This window comes from Nonlabens sp. (assembly GCF_965660805.1).
In the GTDB taxonomy this organism is placed as follows: Bacteria; Bacteroidota; Bacteroidia; order Flavobacteriales; family Flavobacteriaceae; genus Nonlabens.
Genome location: NZ_CBFIBE010000036.1, coordinates 1 through 21832 on the forward strand (window position 1 = coordinate 1; position 21832 = coordinate 21832).

The 21832-nt window shown below is 37.1% G+C and carries 15 protein-coding genes and 1 tRNA gene; 3 read left to right on the forward strand and 13 right to left on the reverse strand.

Features of this window, described 5'->3' with window-relative positions; genetic code table 11:
- The 6 genes from ACTF48_RS08825 to ACTF48_RS08850 form a co-directional block, all read right to left on the reverse strand.
- The coding region (locus ACTF48_RS08825) for a type I restriction-modification system subunit M N-terminal domain-containing protein (RefSeq protein ID WP_438962786.1) at positions 1 to 255 on the reverse strand (255 nt) is incomplete at its 3' end.
- 252 nt (positions 256 to 507) lie between these two features.
- Positions 508 to 580: transfer RNA gene (locus ACTF48_RS08830), tRNA-Met, on the reverse strand.
- Positions 581 to 1138: 558 nt separating this feature from the next.
- The gene (locus ACTF48_RS08835; protein ID WP_438962800.1) at positions 1139 to 2503 is read right to left on the reverse strand and encodes a TolC family protein; all 1365 of its coding nucleotides are present in this window, start codon (positions 2501 to 2503) and stop codon (positions 1139 to 1141) included.
- On the reverse strand, positions 2493 to 5711 hold the full coding sequence (locus ACTF48_RS08840; protein WP_438962787.1) for an efflux RND transporter permease subunit: 3219 nt from the start codon (positions 5709 to 5711) through the stop codon (positions 2493 to 2495). Before ACTF48_RS08840 ends, ACTF48_RS08835 begins: the two co-directional genes overlap by 11 nt.
- A 3-nt stretch (positions 5712 to 5714) precedes the next feature.
- A complete protein-coding gene (locus ACTF48_RS08845) occupies positions 5715 to 6869 on the reverse strand; it encodes an efflux RND transporter periplasmic adaptor subunit (RefSeq protein ID WP_438962788.1) in 1155 nt (384 codons plus the stop codon).
- 176 nt (positions 6870 to 7045) lie between these two features.
- Positions 7046 to 8971, reverse strand: coding sequence for an ABC-F family ATP-binding cassette domain-containing protein (locus tag ACTF48_RS08850; protein WP_438962789.1), 1926 nt, complete (start codon positions 8969 to 8971; stop codon positions 7046 to 7048).
- A 57-nt stretch (positions 8972 to 9028) separates the two neighbouring features.
- Between ACTF48_RS08850 and ACTF48_RS08855 the strand changes: the two genes are divergently transcribed.
- Positions 9029 to 9406 carry a DUF983 domain-containing protein gene (locus ACTF48_RS08855; RefSeq protein WP_438962790.1) on the forward strand — a complete coding sequence of 126 codons (378 nt, stop codon included), beginning with the start codon at positions 9029 to 9031 and terminating at the stop codon, positions 9404 to 9406.
- Between the two features lie 188 nt (positions 9407 to 9594).
- Here ACTF48_RS08855 and ACTF48_RS08860 read toward each other — a convergent pair whose 3' ends face one another.
- The 7 genes from ACTF48_RS08860 to topA all read right to left on the reverse strand — a co-directional run bounded on the left by ACTF48_RS08860 (position 9595) and on the right by topA (position 19118).
- Positions 9595 to 10629: an NAD(P)/FAD-dependent oxidoreductase gene (locus tag ACTF48_RS08860; protein ID WP_438962791.1), complete on the reverse strand. Its 1035-nt coding sequence runs from the start codon at positions 10627 to 10629 to the stop codon at positions 9595 to 9597.
- A gap of 87 nt (positions 10630 to 10716) precedes the next feature.
- On the reverse strand, positions 10717 to 11640 hold the full coding sequence (gene gldN, locus ACTF48_RS08865; protein ID WP_438962792.1) for a gliding motility protein GldN: 924 nt from the start codon (positions 11638 to 11640) through the stop codon (positions 10717 to 10719).
- Between the two features lie 20 nt (positions 11641 to 11660).
- Complete coding sequence (gldM, locus tag ACTF48_RS08870) at positions 11661 to 13205, reverse strand: gliding motility protein GldM (RefSeq protein ID WP_438962793.1); 1545 nt, start codon at positions 13203 to 13205, stop codon at positions 11661 to 11663.
- Positions 13206 to 13253: 48 nt separating this feature from the next.
- Positions 13254 to 13904, reverse strand: coding sequence for a gliding motility protein GldL (gldL, locus tag ACTF48_RS08875; protein WP_438962794.1), 651 nt, complete (start codon positions 13902 to 13904; stop codon positions 13254 to 13256).
- Positions 13905 to 13942: 38 nt separating this feature from the next.
- Positions 13943 to 15310 (reverse strand): gliding motility lipoprotein GldK, encoded by a 1368-nt coding sequence (gene gldK / locus ACTF48_RS08880; protein WP_438962795.1) that lies wholly within the window; start codon positions 15308 to 15310, stop codon positions 13943 to 13945.
- A gap of 115 nt (positions 15311 to 15425) precedes the next feature.
- Positions 15426 to 16586: a formimidoylglutamase gene (locus ACTF48_RS08885; protein ID WP_438962796.1), complete on the reverse strand. Its 1161-nt coding sequence runs from the start codon at positions 16584 to 16586 to the stop codon at positions 15426 to 15428.
- A 6-nt stretch (positions 16587 to 16592) separates the two neighbouring features.
- Positions 16593 to 19118: a type I DNA topoisomerase gene (topA, locus tag ACTF48_RS08890; RefSeq protein WP_438962797.1), complete on the reverse strand. Its 2526-nt coding sequence runs from the start codon at positions 19116 to 19118 to the stop codon at positions 16593 to 16595.
- 382 nt (positions 19119 to 19500) lie between these two features.
- On the opposite strand from topA, the gene miaB reads away from it, so the two are divergent.
- Together miaB and ACTF48_RS08900 are read left to right on the forward strand one after the other, a co-directional pair.
- Entirely contained in the window at positions 19501 to 20973 is a 1473-nt protein-coding gene (miaB, locus tag ACTF48_RS08895) for a tRNA (N6-isopentenyl adenosine(37)-C2)-methylthiotransferase MiaB (RefSeq protein WP_438962798.1), read from the forward strand.
- A gap of 3 nt (positions 20974 to 20976) precedes the next feature.
- On the forward strand, positions 20977 to 21832 hold an 856-nt coding region (locus tag ACTF48_RS08900; RefSeq protein ID WP_438962799.1), incomplete at its 3' end, for a sigma 54-interacting transcriptional regulator.

Consider the following 21832-nt stretch of genomic DNA (forward strand, 5'->3'; position numbering starts at 1 on the left):
AAACATAGATTCTGGATCCTTATTTTTAAAGGAACTCCATCTAAGTTCTTTTTGGGCTGTTGTGAAAATGATATTTTGAATAGGAATACCAACTGTATTGGCTTTCTTTTCCTCTAAAAGCTGACGTTCATCCAGTCTTCTTATAAAGAGCAGATAGGTAAACTGTTCTATAACAGATAACGGGTTAGAAATTCCACCTGTCCAAAAGGCTTCCCAGATTTTATCTACTTGTGATTTTAATTCTCCTGTGATCATGAATTTTTTAAGAATGTGTTTTTATATAGTAACAAAGCTCTAATGTAATCAATTTATTGTAAAGTTTTAAGCCCTATTAGGCCATAATAAAATAGAAATCACTGCCAGTTTTACTGCCAGTAGAGATCTGATCATATTTGCATTTATTTGTTATCTTTATGGTCTATAAACTTTGGTAATAACTGTGCTAAGGGATGTAAATGCATGACTTTAAGGCAATAAAAAACCCTCTCATTTCTGAAAGGGTCTTAGTAGCGGGAACTGGACTCGAACCAGTGACCTTCGGGTTATGAGCCCGACGAGCTACCTACTGCTCTATCCCGCGATATATAAAACTTAAGTTACTCGTCTCTTAAACTTCAGATCATTACTCTGACAACTCTTCGTTTTAATTGGGATGCAAATATAAGACTAGTTTCAACATCTCACAAGTAGTTCTCTTAAGATATTTGTAAATTCTTTCAAACCTATCTATAACAACTGCATTTAATGAAGACAAACCACTGTTTCTAATGTCAATAAAATAAATGGAATTATTCTATGCATAACCGTAGCTACGGCAATAATTTTAAGTGAAAAGTAAGTGAAAAAGAAACTATTAATACCAATTTATGTTTCTAATGCAGCATTCTTAATTTGAATTGTTTTTTGACTAGATGATAAAGAAAATTAAAGCATAGCCTAAGTTACGGTTTCATTTTATTTTGAAATATAGGCCAAAAAGAAACGATTTATATGCGACATTAGGAATGTAAAATGGTATAAGACTTTATAAATTCAATTTAGTATAACAGGCTACTTTTAAGTTTTTTAGTGCCAAAAAAATCAGGATCCTAATACAGACATCTCCTGCTGGCAGTGCAGCCCCATAAAGAATACTCTATCACAAAGGAACATTGAGCAATTGCCCTGCAAACTGCAGTAGTTGATACTCCGCTAGTTTAGCATCATACTTTGCTAGGTTCTTAACAGTAATAGCATTGAGCAAATTCACTTGCGCCTGTCTGAACTCGATACTGCTTACCTGGCCTAGTTTAAAACGTTCTTGAGAACGGTTAAAGTTATCCTCATTAGTAATTACGTTTTGCTCTTGCATCCTATAAATAGCGAGTGCGTTTTCATAATTTCCCTTAGCATTTGCTACATCACGAGCTACTTCTTGCTCTATCTGGCTTTTAAAAAGTGCTTCGTTTTCATAAGCTATTTTGGCATTACGCAAACTGTTAATCGTGTTACCACCGTCAAAAATATTCCAAGTTAAATTTGCTCCTACAGCTACGTTTGCAGCGGTACGCGTGGTTGCAGGAAAAAAGGCCGTAGGCGGATTTATAGATTGATTCCATCCATAAGTACCTGTTAACCCTATCGTAGGTAACAATAAAGCTCGTGTCGTTTTTATATCATAATCACTTATTTGCAAACTTCTTTCAGCCTGTAATAGTCTCACGTTATTCTCCTTCACCTTTTCTAAAAAGCTATCGATTACCAGCATATTCTGCAGGGTAACCGTGGTATCTACTACAAATTCAGCATCTAGTTCCCTATTTAATAGTAGGTTTAAATCACGCTTAGTATTGCGCAATTGTTGTTGTGCATTCATGATATTGATACTATCCGTATTAATATCTACACGCGCATTAAGGACTTCTAGCTTATTTACCTGACCATAATCAAATTGATATTGAGCACGCTCTTCTCGTTTTTTAGAGATTTCCAGGTTTTGTTCAAATACTTTGACATTTTCACTTAACCTCGCAATTTCTAGATACACACTCATTAATTGAACCGTTGTATTTTCAATGGTAGAACGCGCTTCGAGCTGGCTCAATTGATATTGCTCCTTCAACCTTTTAAAATTATACAACCTTCCTAAACCGTCAAAAAGCGTGTAATTAAGGGACAATCCTGCGTTATACTGTGTCGTTTGAGCATTATTAATTTCTATATCTGGTCTTGGATTCCCATTATTATCCAGCGCGCCTTTAAAATCTGTATTAGAATCATTTTCATCTCTACTGACACCTGCATTTCCTTGTAGCGACGGCAAGTAACCAGAATTCAATAAACCAGTATTATTTTCGGCAATTTCTACCGTATTGTTGGCGATTTGGATGCCGTAGTTATTCTCTAACATGAGCTCCACAGCCTGCTCACGTGTTAATAGCGACTCTAGAGATTGTTGTGCATACGCTTTCGCGAAAGCGAGATAAAACAGAACACTAAGTCCATATAATACTTTATGCTTCATCATATTCTTTTAGTTCTTCTTGTTCTTGTGCTATACCAGTAACATCGCGTTTATTTACAGTCTCTCCTGTGCGCAACCAATGTATCCATACTTTTACATTATTCCCAAAACTTAGAAAAAGTGGCAGCAATAGCAAGGTAAGAATCGTGGCTATCCCTATACCATAAGAGATAGAAATAGCCATAGGTTTTAAGAATTGTGCTTGTCTACTTTTTTCCAGAAGTAATGGCGCCAGTCCAGCTATGGTAGTAATAGAAGTTAAAAATATAGCTCTAAAACGACTTTTACCTGCCTCATAAAGTGCCTCATCAAAACCTAATCCTTCTTTAATTAACGTGTTAAACTTACCGATCAAGACCAGTCCATCATTTACCATAATCCCTATGAGTGCAATAATTCCTAACATGGATAAAATATTAACAGGAAATCCATGAATCCAGTGTCCCCAAGCCACAGCGGTAAAGCTAAATGGAATCAATAAGATAAGCATGATGGGTTGTATATAACTTCTAAAGGTGAAGGCGATCACAAAGAGAATCAAAAGTAAAATAGTAATGCCTGGTATTTTTGCGCTACTACTTATTTTTTGCGCCTCGCGAGCCTGACCGCTTAAATAGTTAGGTGAGATAGTGGGATACTTTTTTTGCAATTCTGGGATAATATTATCTTGAATATCGCTTAGAATATCTGTCGAACTCTGATTAGGGTCTTTTAAATCTGCACTTACAAGTATTTCTCTCCTACCTTCTAGGTGATTGATCACCACATCACCTCGTGCTATGCTATAAGTAGCGATATCTCTAAGTGGCACACGCTCGCCAGATGGTGTAGCTACACGCAACTCATCTAGATCTTTAATACTATTACGGTTTTCTAGATCGTAACGTACCCAAACTCTAATCTCGTCCTGACCGCGCTGGAAACGCTGCGCTTCTCTACCAAAAAAGGCTGATCGCACTTGAGTCATCACACTCCTAGAATTCAATCCTAGTGCATAAGCATTTTCTTTAAGTTCGAGCTTGATCTCTTTAATTCCAGCTGGATCGTTATCTTCTATATCTTTTAATAAAGGGTTTTGCTTCAGTATTTCTTTAAAATCTGCTGTGGCAGCTTTTAATTCTGCTATGTCATTACTTAATAAAGAAACAGCTACTGGACTACCACCAAAGTTCCCACCAGAACCAAAAGTCAAACTCTCAGCACCTGAAACAGTTCCTACGAGTTCCCTCAAACGGTTTGCGACCAGACTGGTGTTTAAATTATCTGGACGGTTTTCTCCAGGTAATAAATTAATCTTTAAACTTGCTGAAGAAGAAGATGTTTGAGCTTTAATAATGTTTTCAAAGAGAACGGTTGTGTCCCCATAGATTTCAGCACTGAGATATTCTTCAGTAAATTCTTTGTTAACGATCTTTGCCTTCTCTTCTATAGAAGAAATTATAGAATCTGTAATGTGCTGTGCGGTACCATTAGGCATGGCTAGATTAACTGATACTTGATCACTGGAAATACGAGGAAACAAGGTCACACCTACGATTCCTCCACCTACAGAACCTATAGTAAGCACAAAAGCTCCTAAAAAAATTGCAAACACCAGTAATTTATACTTCAACGTAAACCGTAGCGCTGGTGCATAGAGCCTATCACGCATGTAGTTCATGAACTTATCACCGTATTCATTAACCACACGCATTTTCTGGAACAGTGCTGCTACACCTGTTTTGGGCCTGTTATCTTGGGCTTTTAAAGCCTTAGAATGTGCAAGATGAGCTGGTAGAATTATGAGTGCTTCCACTAGAGAAACAAGCAAAGTCAATATTACAATTACAGAAACCTCACTAAAAAAAGTTCCTATTCTACCGTCTAAAAACAAGAAGGTAGAAAAAGCAAGAATAGTGGTTATAATAGCACTCAAAATAGGCGGAATTACTTCCATCGTTCCATCTACAGCAGCAGTAATAGGATCTTTTCCTTTTTCATAATGCTGGTAGATATTCTCTGCAATCACGATTCCATCATCTACCAGAATTCCTATTACTATAATCATCCCAAAAAGTGATAACACATTAATAGTCACATCAAACTGTCCTGCAAAAATGAACATTCCTAAAAAAGCAATAGGCAACCCAAAGGCTACCCAAAAGGCTAACCGTGTATTTAAGAAAACCGATAGAAATAATAAGACGAGCAACATTCCTATTACCGCGTTTTCTGTAAGCAAGGCTGTACGCTGGTTTAGAGTCGTAGATAGATCTCTTACTACATTGAGCTCCACGTTTGTAAATCGCTGGTTGTAATCTTCTATGTATTGCTTAACGACATCGGCAGTAGAAATAAGGTCTTCAGAATTTGTACTAGTTACTGTAATTTCTACAGCTCTTTCTTGATTAAAATAAGTCGCATTAGGCGTTTCAGCAAAGCGGTCTCTTATGGTCGCAACGTCTTTTAAAAGGATTGTGGAACCATTAGCATTTGTTCTTACAGGAATATAACTTAGTTCATCACCGTAGTAAGAACGGTTATTTGCTCTAATGAGGTATTCTTCTACATTTGTTTTAATATTCCCACCAGTGGTGAGGATATTTGAGTTTGCAACAGCATCTGCCACTTCTTGAAAAGTGAGATTGTACCCTAATAATGTATTTTCATTTACCGCTATTTCTATTTCTTCATCAGGATAACCAGCAATAGATATTTGTGAAATACCGTCTATCGCTCTCAGGTCGTTTTCAATATCTCTGGCGAGTTGCTTCAGTGTTTTTAAAGGAACGTTTGTCCCGCTTAAAGCAAATACTATGGTAGGTCTAGCATTTTCTTGTTTTGCGACCACTAGAGGCTCCATTCCCACTGGAAAAGATGGTACTCGATCCACGGCATTCTTAACTTCTAGTAGCATAAAGTCTATATCATAGCCTTTTATGATCTCTATGGTTATAGTACCTGAGTTTTCGCGTGAAGCAGAAGTAACTCTATCGATTCCTTCTAGACCTTTAAGATTATCTTCTACTTGAAGTACAACACCTTCTTCTATTTCTTGAGGTGATGCTCCAGGATACACCACATTAATGGTGATGATTTTAGAATCAACTAATGGAAAAAAGGAAGACTTTAAAGAACGCATACCCATGATTCCAAAAATCGCAAACGCTATGATCACCACATTAACCGCAACGTGATGTTTAATAAAATAAGCTATAATTTTTCTCATGGCTTATTTAGATTCTGACTTTGAGACTGCTTTTTGCTTATCGGCTGCAGCTTGTTGTTCTGTTTTCACAATCATACCTTCATAAGCACCAGGAATCATTTTAGAAATAATGACTGTACCATCATCGACTCCTTTTACCACGACCGTCTTGTCTGAAAAATGAACAGGTTGAACGCTAACCAATTCTAATAAAGTGTCATGAACCACAAACAGCTGATCGCCGTCTTGCAACAAACTACGGTCCAGTTCTATGGCATTTTCTATTTGTTGTGCTTGAAGATTTGCGGTGAGGTACATTCCATCTTTTAGATTTTTATCGCTTACTTCTATAACGGTGGTGATGGTTTGGGTTTGTTGATCTATTTTACCATTAATACGAGTCACTTTTCCTATATAGGTTTTAGTTCCTGTAATGTTTTGAAGCTCTACTTCTTTACCTACTTTAAGTAAATCTGCAAATTCACCACTTATAGCAACTTCAAGTTCATAAGTACCCGTTTGAATAAACTCACCTAGTTGCTGTCCATTGCGCACTAAGCTTCCTTCAGTCACGAGCGCCTCAGTTAATACTCCGGTAAAAGGCGCTTTGATCCTGAACTTTCCTAAACGGCTTTCTAGGTTTTTAATATTATAATAAGTCGTGTAAATATTACGGCCTGTTATAAAGTATTTTTCTTTATCATCTTTAGGCTCAGGCAACTGTGGCGTAGAAGCGTTTCTATCCCAGTTATTTAGATAAGATTGCCATTGTGCATAAGAGTTAGGGTAGTCTAACCTCAAATCAGGCATAATAGCGGTGATCTGGTTATTTAAATTACTGCGAGCGCTCTGCACTTGTGCATAGAACTCTGAATTTTCAATGATAATCATAGTCTGACCAGCACTATACTCTTGACCTGTTTTAAAAAGAGTACCAGTAGGTTTAAAAACGCCAGTCACCTCAGAGAAGAGTTCTACTCTACGCTTAGCTTGTAAATTTCCATTTGCCGGAATAATGATAGGCACAGTAGCGTTCACGACTGTATCTGTAGAAATAATTTTAACCTCTTTTTTTATTTTAGGTTTAGGAGCTTTTTTATTGTCTATAAGTGTTTTTGCACCAAAAAAGGCGCCACCTATAATGAATAACGCCAGTATGGCGATGATGATTTTGCGCATGAAAAAAAATTAAGTACTCTAAGAGTGGTTAAAGCTAATAAAGCTCTAGACTTGAGCGGTTAAAATTAACTTAATCCTTTAAAAAAGAGACCTGTTTCTGCATCAAAGTTGCTAAAATGATCAGAAAACAAAAAAAATATTAAGTAATTTTAAAACATGATAGGTATCATACCGCTTTAAAAAGCCTCTAGCTCTTCAGAAATTTTCTCCCATTTCTCCATCCATTCTTCTAACGCTTTTTTCTTAGCTTGATAGCTATCAAAGAAACCAGGTTGAGCAGCAAGCTCATCATAGTTTGCGGCGAGTTCATTATCTAATTTCTTGATGTCGCGTTCCAGACTATTAATTTCTGACTCGGCTTTAGAAAGGCGATTGTTCAGTGATTTTTGCTTTTTCTGATCTTCGTAAGAGAGCTGTTTCTTTTCTGTATCTTGCTTTCGCGAAAGCGTATCCACTTTAACCTCAGTGCTTTTTTCTATCTCACGCATATCACGTGCCTTACGTTGCTGGAGATAATAATCTATATCTCCTAAATGTAAGTTTAATTTATGGTCACGGAATTCATAAACAACCTCAGTGAGTCCTTGTAAAAACTCTCTATCATGCGACACGACTATGAGCGTTCCATCAAATTTAACAAGCGCTGCTTTCAATACATTTTTAGACTGAATGTCCAAGTGATTTGTAGGCTCATCCATAATGAGCACGTTAAAAGGCTGTAATAAAAGTTTACAAAGTGCCAGTCTATTACGTTCTCCACCGCTTAGTACTTTTACTTTTTTCTCTGCCTCATCACCACGGAACAAGAAGGAACCTAGCATGTCGCGTACTTTTACACGATTACTATCATCGGCAGCGTCTATCATGGTATCGAGCACTGTTTTTTCTCCATCTAAGTACTCTGCTTGATTCTGAGCAAAATATCCTAACTGTACGTTATGACCTAGATTTACGTCACCTTTAGCATCTTTAATTTCGCCTACAATAATTTTAGCGAGCGTGGATTTCCCCATTCCATTTTGCCCTACAAAAGCAACACGAGCACCGCGTTCAATCATTAAATCCACTTCGTTCAGCACTTTTTTCTCTCCATAAGACTTGCTTACTTGGTCGATTTCAAGGACCACCTTACCAGGTTGTATAGATTTAGAGAAATTAATATTCATAGCCGCATTATCAGTTTGCTCGATCTCCACCACATCCATGCGGTTGAGTTTTTTAACCAGTGATTGCGCCATGGTAGCTTTACTGGCTTTGGCTTTGAATTTTTGAATTAGTTTCTCAGTACGCTCGATCTCCTTTTGTTGATTTTTAAAGGTTGCCTCTTGCTGCTCACGCATTTCTGCTCTCAAGGCTAGAAACTGTGTATAAGGTTTAGGGTAATCATAAATGCGTCCTAGACTGATTTCTATAGTACGATTAGTCACATTATCTAGGAACATTTTATCATGGCTTACAATCACTACTGCTCCAGGATAGGTTTGTAAAAACTGCTCTAACCAAAGAATAGAATCTATGTCCAAGTGATTCGTAGGCTCATCGAGTAATAAAATATCGTGATTTTCTAAGAGTAACTTAGCGAGTTCAATACGCATGCGCCATCCACCTGATAGCTCATCGGTCAGCATGTTAAATTGTTCTGGTTTAAAGGCCAGTCCTTTTAAAATCTTTTCGGTTTCCCCTTTGTATTGATAGCCGCCTATAATTTCATATTCATGAGTTAAGGTACTCATATCTTCTATAAGCTTTGAATAGGAATCAGACTCATAATCAGTTCTTTCAGCAAGCTGAATGTTTATAGTATCGAGTTGAGCTTCTATTTCTCTCGCTTTCGCAAAAGCGGTATAAGCCTCTTCCAGTACCGTACGACCTTTTTCAAAATCTATATCCTGACGTAAAAACCCAATGCTCGTGTCTTTTTCCATGGCAAGCTGTCCTTGATCGTATTCTAAATCACCAGCAATTACCTTGAGTAACGTGGACTTCCCTGCACCATTCTTACCGATCAATCCCACACGATTACCGCCATTAAGCCTAAAGGTGATTTCTTCAAAAAGTGGCTCGCCGCCAAAGGAAACATGTAAATCGTGTATATTAAGCATAGTGTTTTTATATCTTTGCAAAGATGCGCAACTGTGCATAAACACTAAAGTTTTCTCATGCTAAAAGGAACAAAATTATACAGTATTTTCACAGGAACTTGTCCCGTTTGTCAAAACGAGTCCATGTACACCAGTCCTAACATGTACAACCCTAAGAAAACACAAGAGATGCACGAGAGGTGCTCGCACTGTGATACGAAGTATAAAATTGAGCCTAGTTTTTTCTACGGCGCTATGTATGTAAGTTATGGTGTAGGAGTAGCGCTTGCTATAGCGACATTTGTGATCTCTAATTATATTTTTAAATTGGGAAGACTGAATATTTTCTTTGCCATTATGGCGATCATGATTCTAGGCTTGCCGGTTATTATAAGGCTGTCTCGTAATATATGGATCAACTTATTTATGAGCTATGATAAGGAGAAGGCTGAGTAGTGATGAGTTTTTGAGCTGTGAGCATTGAGTCTTGAGCTTTGAGAAGTTTAAGTTTAAAATATCTTTTTCAGATTAAATCCTCATGCTTTTATAAAAAGAAATGTGGTAAATGGTTTAGAGAAAGAATTGTTATTCATTACTATAAGATACCGCATCAAGTACAGAATGACAGATGGTAATTACTTCTTTTAAAATCTCGAAATGTTCATCTCCTTATTTAAAGGAGTTTCATTATAAATACGGTTACATAACTCTTGTGCTGCCCATGGTGCAATAAGAACTGCTCTACTTCCCATCCCATTAAAAATCCATAGATTATGATGATCTAAATGATGTCCTACAAATGGCCGTCTATCTATAGTGGTAGGTCTTATACCGTGTTTATGATCTATAATTTGATAAGGCAACTTTAAAAAACGTTCTAATCTTGAAGTTAAAAACTCAAGACCTTTACTGGTAGCGGTATCTTCTAGATCATCTCTATCATAAGTAGCTCCTACCCAAAACAAGTCTTCCTTATAGGGCATCAAAAACACCGACGATTTAATAATAAAATCTAATTTAAATCCTGGGATTTTAACAATGAGCACTTCGCCTTTATTACCTTGCAACGGTAAATTTTTAAAGTAAGGGTTATCAAGCATACGGTAACCTTCAGAAAAGATGATGTTTGAGGCTTTTAGGTTTTTATACTCTATGATATCTTCATGAACGGCTAAGGCATCAAAATCAAAGCTGTCTATAAAAACAGAGTCGCTTTTATCAAAGTATGCTAGTGTATCTTTCATAAGTGCACCTGCATCAACCCAACCTGTTCCATTTACTAATCCATAACCTGTATTACTCTCCACTCCATCTACCGGTATTTCCACAAGATCCGGATTCATAAAAGCCATTAAATCAACTCGCTTAGACTTCTTTACCCAAGTAGCAGCTTCTTTATCATCATGCATTCTACGGGCTACCGTGATAGGGTGACGATAGTCAACACCGGTATGACTTGTAATATATTCATAAAGAACGTTGAGCTGCGACAACTGCTCTTGAGCATTCCACACAGGTGTAAAACGCTTTAACACCATAGGGTTATAAACTCCAGCGGCAACATCACTACTTCCCTTAGCACCATCTGTAATGATCACAAAAGATTTATTCTGTGCATGTAGTTCCCATGCCAAAGAACAAGCTGCTATTCCACTACCGACTATAATTACATCATTCATAATTCAAAGGTACTATCTATTTCAATGAAGAGCATAAAAAACGCCTTGCGGTGCAAGGCGTTTTTATAAATATAAATTGAGCAACTATTAATAGTTCCACATGTCTATTTCTTTATTTCTAACGATATCTTTTAAACGTTCAGATTCTAATAATTGCATCATAGAATTATCAGCTATATAACGTTTTACTTCACGATCTCCTTGAACATTATCCATTTTATAAATCACAGCATTAAATCTACGAGAGTTTAAAATATGATCAAATGAAATAGGTCTAGCAGAGTTGAGTGTATTAAAAGCCTTTGCGTTGTGTAACAACTCTCTAGCATCTGGATAATAAACACAGAATAATTCAATTAATTCATCAGGAAAATTTACGTCAGGTGTCACTGGACAAACTCCTAAGATGCGGTATCTCATTTCGCTTTGTCTAGTATCTAAATACCAAACACCACGAAGGCGATACTCAGCAACGTCAGACGCGCCAATAGTACGAACATTAACATACTGATCAAAGTCTGCAAGATTGTAAGTCGTATCAATATCTAACGGCTTTACAGTATCGTCTAAAACAATACCGTTATCATTAAGAATATTAATACCAGCATCATCAATCTCTTGACTCATTAAGGATGATTCAATATCTTTAAATTCACGTTTTTCATTGAAATAGGAATCTGCATAAAGAGTCACCTCTTCGGCACGTGCCGCAGCAGATAATACATGAAACAAAGATCTACGTTCTTTACCTACATAATTAGTATCAATAGGATAATACAATGGAAAGTTAACTCTTTCATCAAGATCTACTTTTTCCCAAGTGGTCTTTTGCCAAAGAACATCTCTATCATCCACAAAACCATAAGGCAACGGCAGATCATTATCATTCTCCATCTGAGACTCCGTTTTCTTACCTATTTCATTAGGATCCTTTGCATTAAGGATGTTGTTTTGAGCAGATACCATTCCCGAAAGAATCATTGCTGCAAGTAAAACTACAATCTTATTCATAATCGTTTTTTAAAAATTTATTAGTCTGTAATTTCTACAGCAACACTACTTACACTAGGTACATTAACACTTACACCAGGGATAGTCGCTTTGATTTTTGCAAATTGAACAATATCTCCTTTACGTGCTCTCTTAAGTGCATTCTTAGCAGCAGCATTAAGCTTACTACCATTTACAGGTATAGCTGGCTGTCCTGGCACTTTGAATAAAAAGCTTGTAACAGAGGCTTTAATATCAAATTCGAAATCCATAAATTCAGCTTTAACTGTAGCAATAGCCAATTGATTTCTACCTTTCTTAACATCATCAAAACCACCTGCAACCGTTCCTGTTGGTCTTGGCAGGTTCTTAATACGGAAAGTTTTACTGTCAGATACTGTTTCACCAGTAGATAACTTACCATTCACATTAATCTTAACCTCTCTACCTGCACCTGGCTTCATTACATAACCAGAACCTCTTTTAGAAAGTCCAGGAGCACTTGCATTTACATTATTAGAAGACACACCAGCAAAAGAGATCGTCATAGGGTTTTCTACACCTCTATAAACAACGTTCATCTTATCTGCAGAAATCGTTGCAGAGTTAGGTTTAGGTATGGTAGAAAATGTTTGCTCCACAAGAACCGGTAAAGGCTCACCATCCTGCTCGTATATCAATTCACCAGTAATCTTATGTTCACCTGGAGAACCTGCACCAACTTTAAGAACAACTCTACCATCTTCAACAGCATACTGACTTTCAGTAAGAGCACGTCCATCAAGCTTTAATGAAACCGTTTTAGGTTTTAAAGTAGCATCCTTACGACCTAAAACTATTTGACCATCAAACATCTCACCGTTATAATAAGCTGATTTAGGCGTTTCCATTAAAGTAGTATAGTTAGTCATACTAACTTCGCTTTTAAGACTTCCACTAAGCAACGTTCCTAAAATTTTAGATTCGATACTCTTAATCTCACTTTGTAGTAAAGTTAATTTTGCTACAGAAGCAATTAATGGGAAACCTTGGTAATTATATTGCAAATAAGGCACCATAATACCATCTCTGTTTTCTTGATCTGATGGCGTGAATTTTTTCTTTAATTGACCAGCCAATTCAGATTCTTCACCAACGATTGCAACCATATCATTACGATAATTGTTCATCATATCAAGAAACTTTTGACCTTCTTTAGTGATTACTCCACTTTCTAAGAATTTAGTATCTAAGTAATCTCCTTTATCCATTACTTGATAATCTGTAGGATCTTCTACTGTTCCTTCTAATTCGTCTTTTAAGGATTGTATATACTTGAAATAATCTTCAGAAATCTTATCTACCTGATCACCTTGGGCTTTCAACTTGTTATATTTTTCAGGCTGATCGCTTGCTAATTGTGCTAAGCCGTCAAGAGTACTAGCGTTATTAGCTGCTGCAGTAACATTACTCTCTTCAATACTAACATTAAGTAAACCAAATGCATTTAGTACTTCCTTACTCATGTTAAGAGCAAGCATTGCGATGAAAACCAAGTACATTAGGTTAATCATCTTTTGTCTTGGGGATTGTTTTCCTCCTGCCATAATATTCTAATTAGCTATTAATAATTGTGTTATAATAATTATTGCTAATTATCCTTTCATTGCTCCTAACATGTTTCCATAAACTCCGTTTAGAGAAGACAAGTTATTAGCTAGACCAGCCATTTGTTCTTGAAGTTTTGCTGCGTTTTCTGCGATAGCTTCGTTTGCTTGGTTTTGACGAGCAGAGCTTTCTACCTGTACTTTATAAAGGCTGTTTAAAGACTCCATTTGAGCAGCAGCAATAGACATCTCTTCAGAGTACTTCTTGGTAGAAGACATAGCCTCGGCAGTAGGAGCAATTCCTTTTGCAGCTCCTTCAAAAGAACGAATACTGTTTCCTAAACTAGACATTAATTCACTATCAAGCTTAGCTTCTTTAAGCATTTCATCTAATTTCTTAGATAATAATCCTTGAGCGTCTTGCGGCTCTTCTTTTTTACCTTTTTTATTTGCCATTTGTCCTCCAGCTAATTCTGGGTAAACAAGTGACCAATCAAGCTCATCTTCTACAGGCTCAAATGCCGATATAGCGAAAATAAGTGCTTCTGTAACCAACCCAATCATTAAAAGGTTATTACCAGAGAATCCATAACCGAAATCCCAGTGAAGAATTTTAAATAATGCTCCGATGATTACGATTGAGGCTCCGAAACCGTAAGCCATGTTAAATAATTTCTTTGTTGTTTTAGACTGTGCCATTTTAATATAGGGTTTAGTTAAGTTGTTTTGTTAATTAATTAGTTAGTTCCTGCGTTAAGTGTAACGTCAGTCCCCATGTAAGATTGTACCGTACGGAAACCAATATAACTCCTTGCAGAATCTGCATACTCAAAATCGCGTGTTCCTACTTGAAGGAAATATGAAATATCTTTCCATGATCCTCCACGCACTCCTTTACGCATGTTATTTTCATCGTTTACTACTGGACTCATAGAAGACATGAATTCATAAGAGCTTGCATCATAAGATGAGTTCACCCATTCTGCTACGTTTCCAGACATATTATAAAGATTATACTCATTAGGTTCATAAGAACGAGCCTCAACGGTATAAAGCGCTTGATCTGCTGCATAATCTCCACGTAGTGGTTTAAAGTTAGCTAGGAAGCAACCTCTGTCATTTTTTGCATAAGGTCCACCCCATGGGTAAGTAGCTCCTTCTAGACCGCCACGAGCCGCATATTCCCATTCTGCCTCAGTAGGTAAACGGTATGCGTTCACATTATGACGTCCACGTTCCTTTCTAAAAGAATTATGATATAATGTTCTCCACTGACAGAAAGCCTTTGCTTGTTTCCAGTTCACACCTACTACAGGATAATCACTGTAGGCTTCGTGCCAGAAATAATCATTATGCATAGGCTCATTATAAGAGTAATTAAAATCACGTATCCACACCGTAGTATCTGGGTAAATCTCTACCGGAGTTTGAGTAATATATTTACTTCTCTTATCTTTAGGATTACGAGCCGCTTTCTGAATATCCATTTCTGAATAAGTGAATACTAATTTTTTCACATCTAGAGTGCGCTGCCCATTATACATTTCTTCAAAAGGAATATACATAGAATCATACACCTCAGCATAAAACTCATCTGGAATATCTTCAGTATCCCAAATTAAATCTACATCGTGATTAAGCTTAAATCCTTCATATCCAGTCTCACCCATTCCTGCATAATTATCTTGATAATATTGCTCCCATGGTGTTAGCTCTTCAGTATCATCAGTCCCTAAGAATGCATACTCACCGATTCCGTCATCACCAGGTTGCGCTCCATTTTCATCGGCCATGATGGCTAGACGAGTTCTAAAAATAGAATCCCTTACCCAGTAAACAAACTGACGGTATTCAGAATTAGTAATTTCAGTTTCATCCATATAATAAGATGGAACGGTCACTGTTTTAGTAGGTGCATTGTTAGTAGCGGCAAAATCATCATCACTTTTACCCATAATAAATGATCCACCAGGAACTAGTGTCATACCATAAGGCTTTTCAGGATGCCATGCTTTTCCTTTAACTCCTACTACCATTCCACGGTCTCCTCGACCACAACTTGCTAGAAATACAACTACTGCTGCAAGGACAAATAACTTTTTCATAAGGGTGATTTATGTTTTCTTTATGAATTAAGGGCGTAAACCTATTTAAAACATTTCTATTTGGCAACTTTTTTTTACCAAATAAATTTAGTTTGACAAGGTACGCAATAAAACGCTATACTTCATTCTTTCTTCTCGCTTTTAACCATCGCTCTGGCACATTTTGATCACATGCAAGCTCATAGTCTTTGCGAGTACAAGGTAATAACGTATGTTGTTTTAGTTTATTATTAACGTTTGAAATAAAAGGTAATTCTATCCACCATCGCCCAGTTTTATTAGACTTATAAAAGGTTAACACCTCTTCTTCTATGGGAACTCTATATTTTAAAAACCCTTCATTTATATCTACTGGGTGCTCTCCAGCTCTATAATTGTAACCTTCGATAAAATACCAGATCATTTCTGCTATAAGCTGCGCACCTGTTAAAGTAGCGTCTATAGGTATTTCAAATATTCCAAAAACTTTAGTACGATCGCTAATTCCCGCATACCTGGATAGACTACAGATCTGTTTACCGGTTAATCCATTTGGATTCGCTTTCGCGAAAGCGGTATCTCCAGCTTTTACCACGGCCATATCTACTCCTACTAGGTCTGCATCTCTCATTACTGGCTCTGCCTGGCGCATATCATCATCTAAAACTCCTAAACGAGTTGCGTCAAAGAACATGCGCTCTAACAACTCAATCTCATCCTGACTATTAAAATAGGTTTGAAAACCTAAATTACTATAATTAAACAGGTTATAAGGCTGGTCTGCCACCATTCTACCTATATAACTACGAGAACTTATGGCTGCTTCTATATCTCCTAAATCAAATCTACAGTCCACGTTCACCACATTTATCATGTACTGTATATCATCAAAAGCTCTGTAAATGGGATACATCAAGTCCTGACTACCACCCAGATAAACAGGGATGATTTTTTTTATTAATAACTGAGCAGTTATTTGTTTAAGTACATAATATGTATCCTGAACGGTTTCTCCTGGATGTACATCTCCTAAATCAACCATACTGAGCGACCAGTTACCTGGATACAACTCATAGAACTGTTTCCTTACACTATCTACACTTTTTAATTGTAGGAGTGCATTCTCATCCCGGCGGTTTTCTAAAACCCCAATGAGCACCATTTGCACACCATCTAACTGAGGCAAACCTGTATGCTCTGTATGAATTTGAATCACATTACCTATAGCGTGCTGTGGTTGCAACATAGCATGAGCCTGCACGGCGTCGCTTACTGGTTTTAAAAACTCAAAACTCATAGAGACTTACTTCTTAGTCGTTTTCTTTTTTGCGGCAGGCTTTTTTTTGGCTGCGGTCTTCTTTTTTGCCGCAGCTTTCTTTTTAGGAGCCTTTTTTGCGATAAGCTCTTGAGCTTTTTCTAAAGTAATCTTAAGCGGATCTATGGTTTTAGCAAGCTCTACTTTAATTTTACCTTTAATTACATTGTGCCTTCCCCATCGTGCTTTCTCGATTCTTATCCCTTCATCTTCCCAGTTCACGATCAGTTTATCTTTCTCTTTTTGGATTTTATCTTTTATCAATTGCTCGATATCATCATTTGAAAGATTATCAAAGTCATATTTCTTATTCACAGAAATGAACATTCCTGCCCATTTGATAAATGGCCCAAAACGACCTACTCCTTTAGTAACAGGTTGCTCATCATACATGTATATGGGCGCATCTGCTTTTTCTTTTTGCTGAATTAAAACAGCAGCTCTTTCAAAGGTGAGCGTCATAGGGTCATCACCATCTTCTAGAGAGACAAAGGTTTTCTCGTTGAACTTTACATAAGGACCAAAACGACCTTGATTCACCTCAACAGGATGACCGTTATATTCACCTAAAGTTCTAGGTAGTTTAAACAGGTCTAATACCTCTTCCAAAGTAATAGTATTTAACGACTGAGAAGGTAACAAGCTAGCAAATTGAGGTTTATCCTCATCTTCTGCTGTACCTATTTGTGCCATCGCACCAAATCTTCCTAGACGCACACTAATAGGTTTACCCGTTTTCTCATCAATTCCTAAAACACGTTCTCCTACCTCACGCTCGGCATTTTCTGCCACGTCTTTTACCTTAGGATGGAATCCTTTATAGAAGTGGTTCATCATGTCTGTCCACTCTTCTTTACCTTCGGCTATGTTATCAAAGGACTCTTCTACTTTGGCTGTAAAGTTGTAATCTAAAATATTACTGAAGTGTTCTACTAGAAAATCATTTACCACACGACCTACGTCTGTAGGGATTAATTTTCCTTTATCTGCTCCTGTTTTTTCTGAAAGCTCCTTTTCTTTAATGGTATCTTTTGCAAGAGTTAACTGCACATAAGCGCGCTCTTCTCCTTGAGCTATTCCCTTTTCAACATATTTTCTATTCTGAACAGTAGTAATAGTGGGCGCATAAGTAGATGGGCGACCTATTCCTAGCTCTTCTAATTGTTTTACAAGAGAGGCTTCTGTATATCTATATGGCGGTCTTGTAAATCGCTCCGTGGCAGTGATTTTTTTACTCAACAAGTCTTGCCCTACTGTTAATGCTGGCAATAGTCCTTGTTGCTCTAGATCTTCATCATCAGTAGATTCTAGGTAAACTTTAAGGAAACCTTCAAACTTTACAATCTCTCCATTTGCCGTAAATTTCTTGTCATGAGTGTTTGCAGTAATAGAAACATTAGTACGTTCTAATTGCGCATCGCTCATTTGACTGGCGATAGCTCTTTTCCAGATTAACTCATATAATCGCACCTGGTCTCTATCTAGACCAGCACTATGCACAGCAAAATCTGTAGGCCTGATAGCTTCATGTGCTTCTTGAGCTCCTTTAGATTTCCCTTTATAACTACGTTCCTTATGGAATTTTGTTCCATAAGCACTCTCGATCTCTGCTTGCGCTCCTTTTTTAGCTTCGTTACTTAAATTTACAGAGTCTGTTCTCATGTAAGTAATCAATCCAGCCTCATATAATCGCTGGGCTAATTGCATGGTACGACTCACATTATAAAATAATTTACGAGAAGCTTCTTGCTGTAAAGTAGAGGTAGTAAACGGTGGTGCAGGACTCTTTTTAGCCGGCTTTTTAACTAAATCACCTACTTGAAACTGAGCTCCTTTATTAAGTTCAAGAAAATCTTGAGCCTCTTTAAGTGAGTTCAAATTACTCGGTAATTTGGCTTTTAAAAGACTACCATCTTTGGTAGTAAAATCTGCATCTATTCTAAAAAAGTTATCTGTCTTAAAATTGATAATTTCATTTTCTCGCTCTACGATTAAACGTACTGCTACGGACTGAACTCGACCAGCACTGGCTCCACCTTTCACTTTTCTCCATAGAATAGGTGATATTTCATAACCTACGATACGATCTAAAATACGTCGTGCTTGTTGAGCATTAACTAAATCATAATCGATCTGACGTGGATTTTCAATCGCTTTTTGAATAGCACTTTTTGTAATCGCATTAAAAACGATACGTTTAGTTTTATCTTGTTGAAGATCCAGTTGCTCAGCAAGATGCCATGCAATCGCTTCTCCTTCTCGATCCTCATCACTCGCTAGCCAAACCATATCTGAATCGGCAGCCATTTTTTTGAGTTTCTTTACTAAGTCCTTTTTATCTGAACTTACTATATATTTAGGAGAGAAGTCTTTATCCACATCCACTCCTAGCTCCTTTGCTGGAAGGTCTGCGATGTGGCCAAAACTAGACGCTACTTTATAGTCCTTACCTAAGAATTTTTCTATAGTTTTTGCCTTTGCCGGCGACTCTACGATTACGAGATTTTTTGCCATTCAGATTTGAAATTTTGGATTGCAAAGGTATGCGTATTTTTTTTTAATAACACAGACATCTGTTTACCAGAGTTTTAAAAAAGCGCCACAATATACAACCAGTTCACTTTATGATGGTTATATAATAAGGTAATACCCTATAGAATTTATAAAGTCTTATTTAATAGTTTCTTTTTACTTAAAATTATTAACTCAACAGACCTCTTAATGAAATGCTTTTGTTCTAAAAATTCTATATCTATAACTTTACAATCATAACTTGATATAAGGTTTGTGGTATACGCTTTCGCGAAAGCGTAATTAAAAAAATCATTTATATGACATTATGTCACAAAATGAGCGAATTTTGTATCTTTGCACGCTTATTAATAGAGTAAGGAAGATGGAAAAGGTTATAGAAGAAGACAAACAAGGAACGACCCTACAGTTAGAAAATAATGATAAGAACAGTCGTAAACTATTTATAGAAAGTTACGGTTGTCAAATGAATTTTTCTGACTCTGAAATAGTAGCGTCTATTCTTTCAAAGGAAGGTTTTAACACCACAAATAAACTAGAAGAAGCAGATTTAGTGCTCGTAAACACTTGCTCGATAAGAGACAAAGCAGAGCAAACCGTACGCAAGCGACTAGAAAAGTATAACAGAGTTAAAGAACGCCAGAATCCTAACATGAAGGTAGGCGTACTAGGCTGCATGGCTGAACGTTTAAAATCAAAATTCCTAGAAGAAGAAAAAATCGTAGACATGGTCGTAGGGCCAGATGCTTATAAAGACCTGCCCAATCTTGTAGCCGAAGTAGATGAAGGACGTGATGCCGTAAATGTGATTCTTTCTAAGGAAGAGACCTATGGAGATGTAGCTCCTGTAAGACTGAATTCTAATGGTGTAACAGCATTTGTTTCTATTACACGTGGCTGTGATAATATGTGTACCTTTTGCGTAGTTCCATTTACGAGAGGTCGTGAGCGCAGTCGTGATCCACAGAGTATTCTAGAAGAAATAAGCGATCTAGTAAGCAAAGGATTTAAAGAAGTTACCTTATTAGGACAAAATGTAGATTCTTACCTATGGTATGGTGGTGGATTAAAAAAAGATTTTTCAAAAGCAAGCCCTATGGCTCAAGCCACTGCGGTAGACTTTGCTCAATTATTACATAAAGTAGCCGCGGCACAACCTCAGTTAAGAGTACGTTTTTCTACTAGTAATCCACAAGATATTAGTGATGATGTGTTGCATGCGATCGCTCAACATAGAAATATATGCAACTACATACACTTACCTGTTCAATCTGGTAGTGACCGCATTCTAAAAGAAATGAATCGTTTGCATACTCGTGAGGAATACATGAGGTTAATAGACCGTGTTCATGATATTATTCCTGAATGTGCTGTTTCTCAAGATATGATTACCGGTTTCCCTACAGAGACTGAACAAGATCATCAAGACACGTTAAGCCTTATGGAATATGTAAAATATGACTACGGTTTTATGTTTGCTTATTCTGAGCGACCAGGAACTATGGCTGCGCGCAAAATGGAAGATGATGTGCCTGAAGCAACTAAAAAACGTAGACTAGAAGAGATCATAGCCGTGCAGCGACGTACAGGTTTAGAACGTGCGCAATATTTTATAGGTAAAACGGTGGAATGTTTAATAGAAAAAGAATCTAAAAAATCTGATTTACACTGGGCAGGACGTAATACTCAAAACTATGTTGCTGTCTTCCCTAAGGAGCATTATAAAGTAGGTGACTTTGTGAATGTAAAAATCACAGATTGTACCAGTGCCACTTTAATAGGAGAAGCCGTAGGCTACTCAGATATGAAAGGACCTTTAACTAAAGATACCGAGTAAATTATGGAAAGCGTGCAGTCTATAAAACAGCGGTTTGAACTTATAGGAAACGATCCTGGTTTTAATCGTGCGATTGAAAAAGCGATTCAAGTGGCACCTACTGATATCTCAGTACTCGTTACTGGAGAAAGTGGTGTGGGAAAAGAAAGTATTCCTAAAATTATACATGCTCAATCCCATCGCAAACACAATAAATACATTGCCGTAAACTGCGGTGCTATACCTGAAGGAACGATAGATTCAGAGCTGTTCGGTCATGAGAAAGGAGCTTTTACCGGTGCTACCTCTACCCGATCTGGTTACTTTGAAGTAGCAGATGGAGGAACAATTTTCCTAGACGAGGTTGGAGAATTACCACTACCTACTCAAGTAAGACTACTACGTGTTTTAGAAAACGGTGAATTTTTAAAAGTAGGATCATCAACTACTCAGAAAACCAATGTACGTATAGTAGCCGCCACAAATGTGCGCATGACAGAAGCTATTGAAAAAGGAAAGTTTAGAGAAGACCTTTTTTACAGATTAAGTACGGTAGACATTCATTTACCACCATTGCGAGAACGCAAAGGAGACATTCATTTATTGTTCCGCAAATTTGCGTCTGACTTTGCTATGAAATATAAGATGCCTACCCTAAGATTAGATGATGGCGCTATATCGCTACTGGAAAGTTATAGATGGAGTGGTAACATAAGACAACTGCGCAACATAGCTGAGCAAATAAGCGTTCTTGAAAAAGAACGTAATATAAACGCCGCTACATTGCGTAATTATTTACCAGATGCTGGAAAGAACTTACCAGCAGTTATAAGCAGTAGTAAAAAGACTGATAGTGAGTTTGCAAACGAGCGTGAGATTC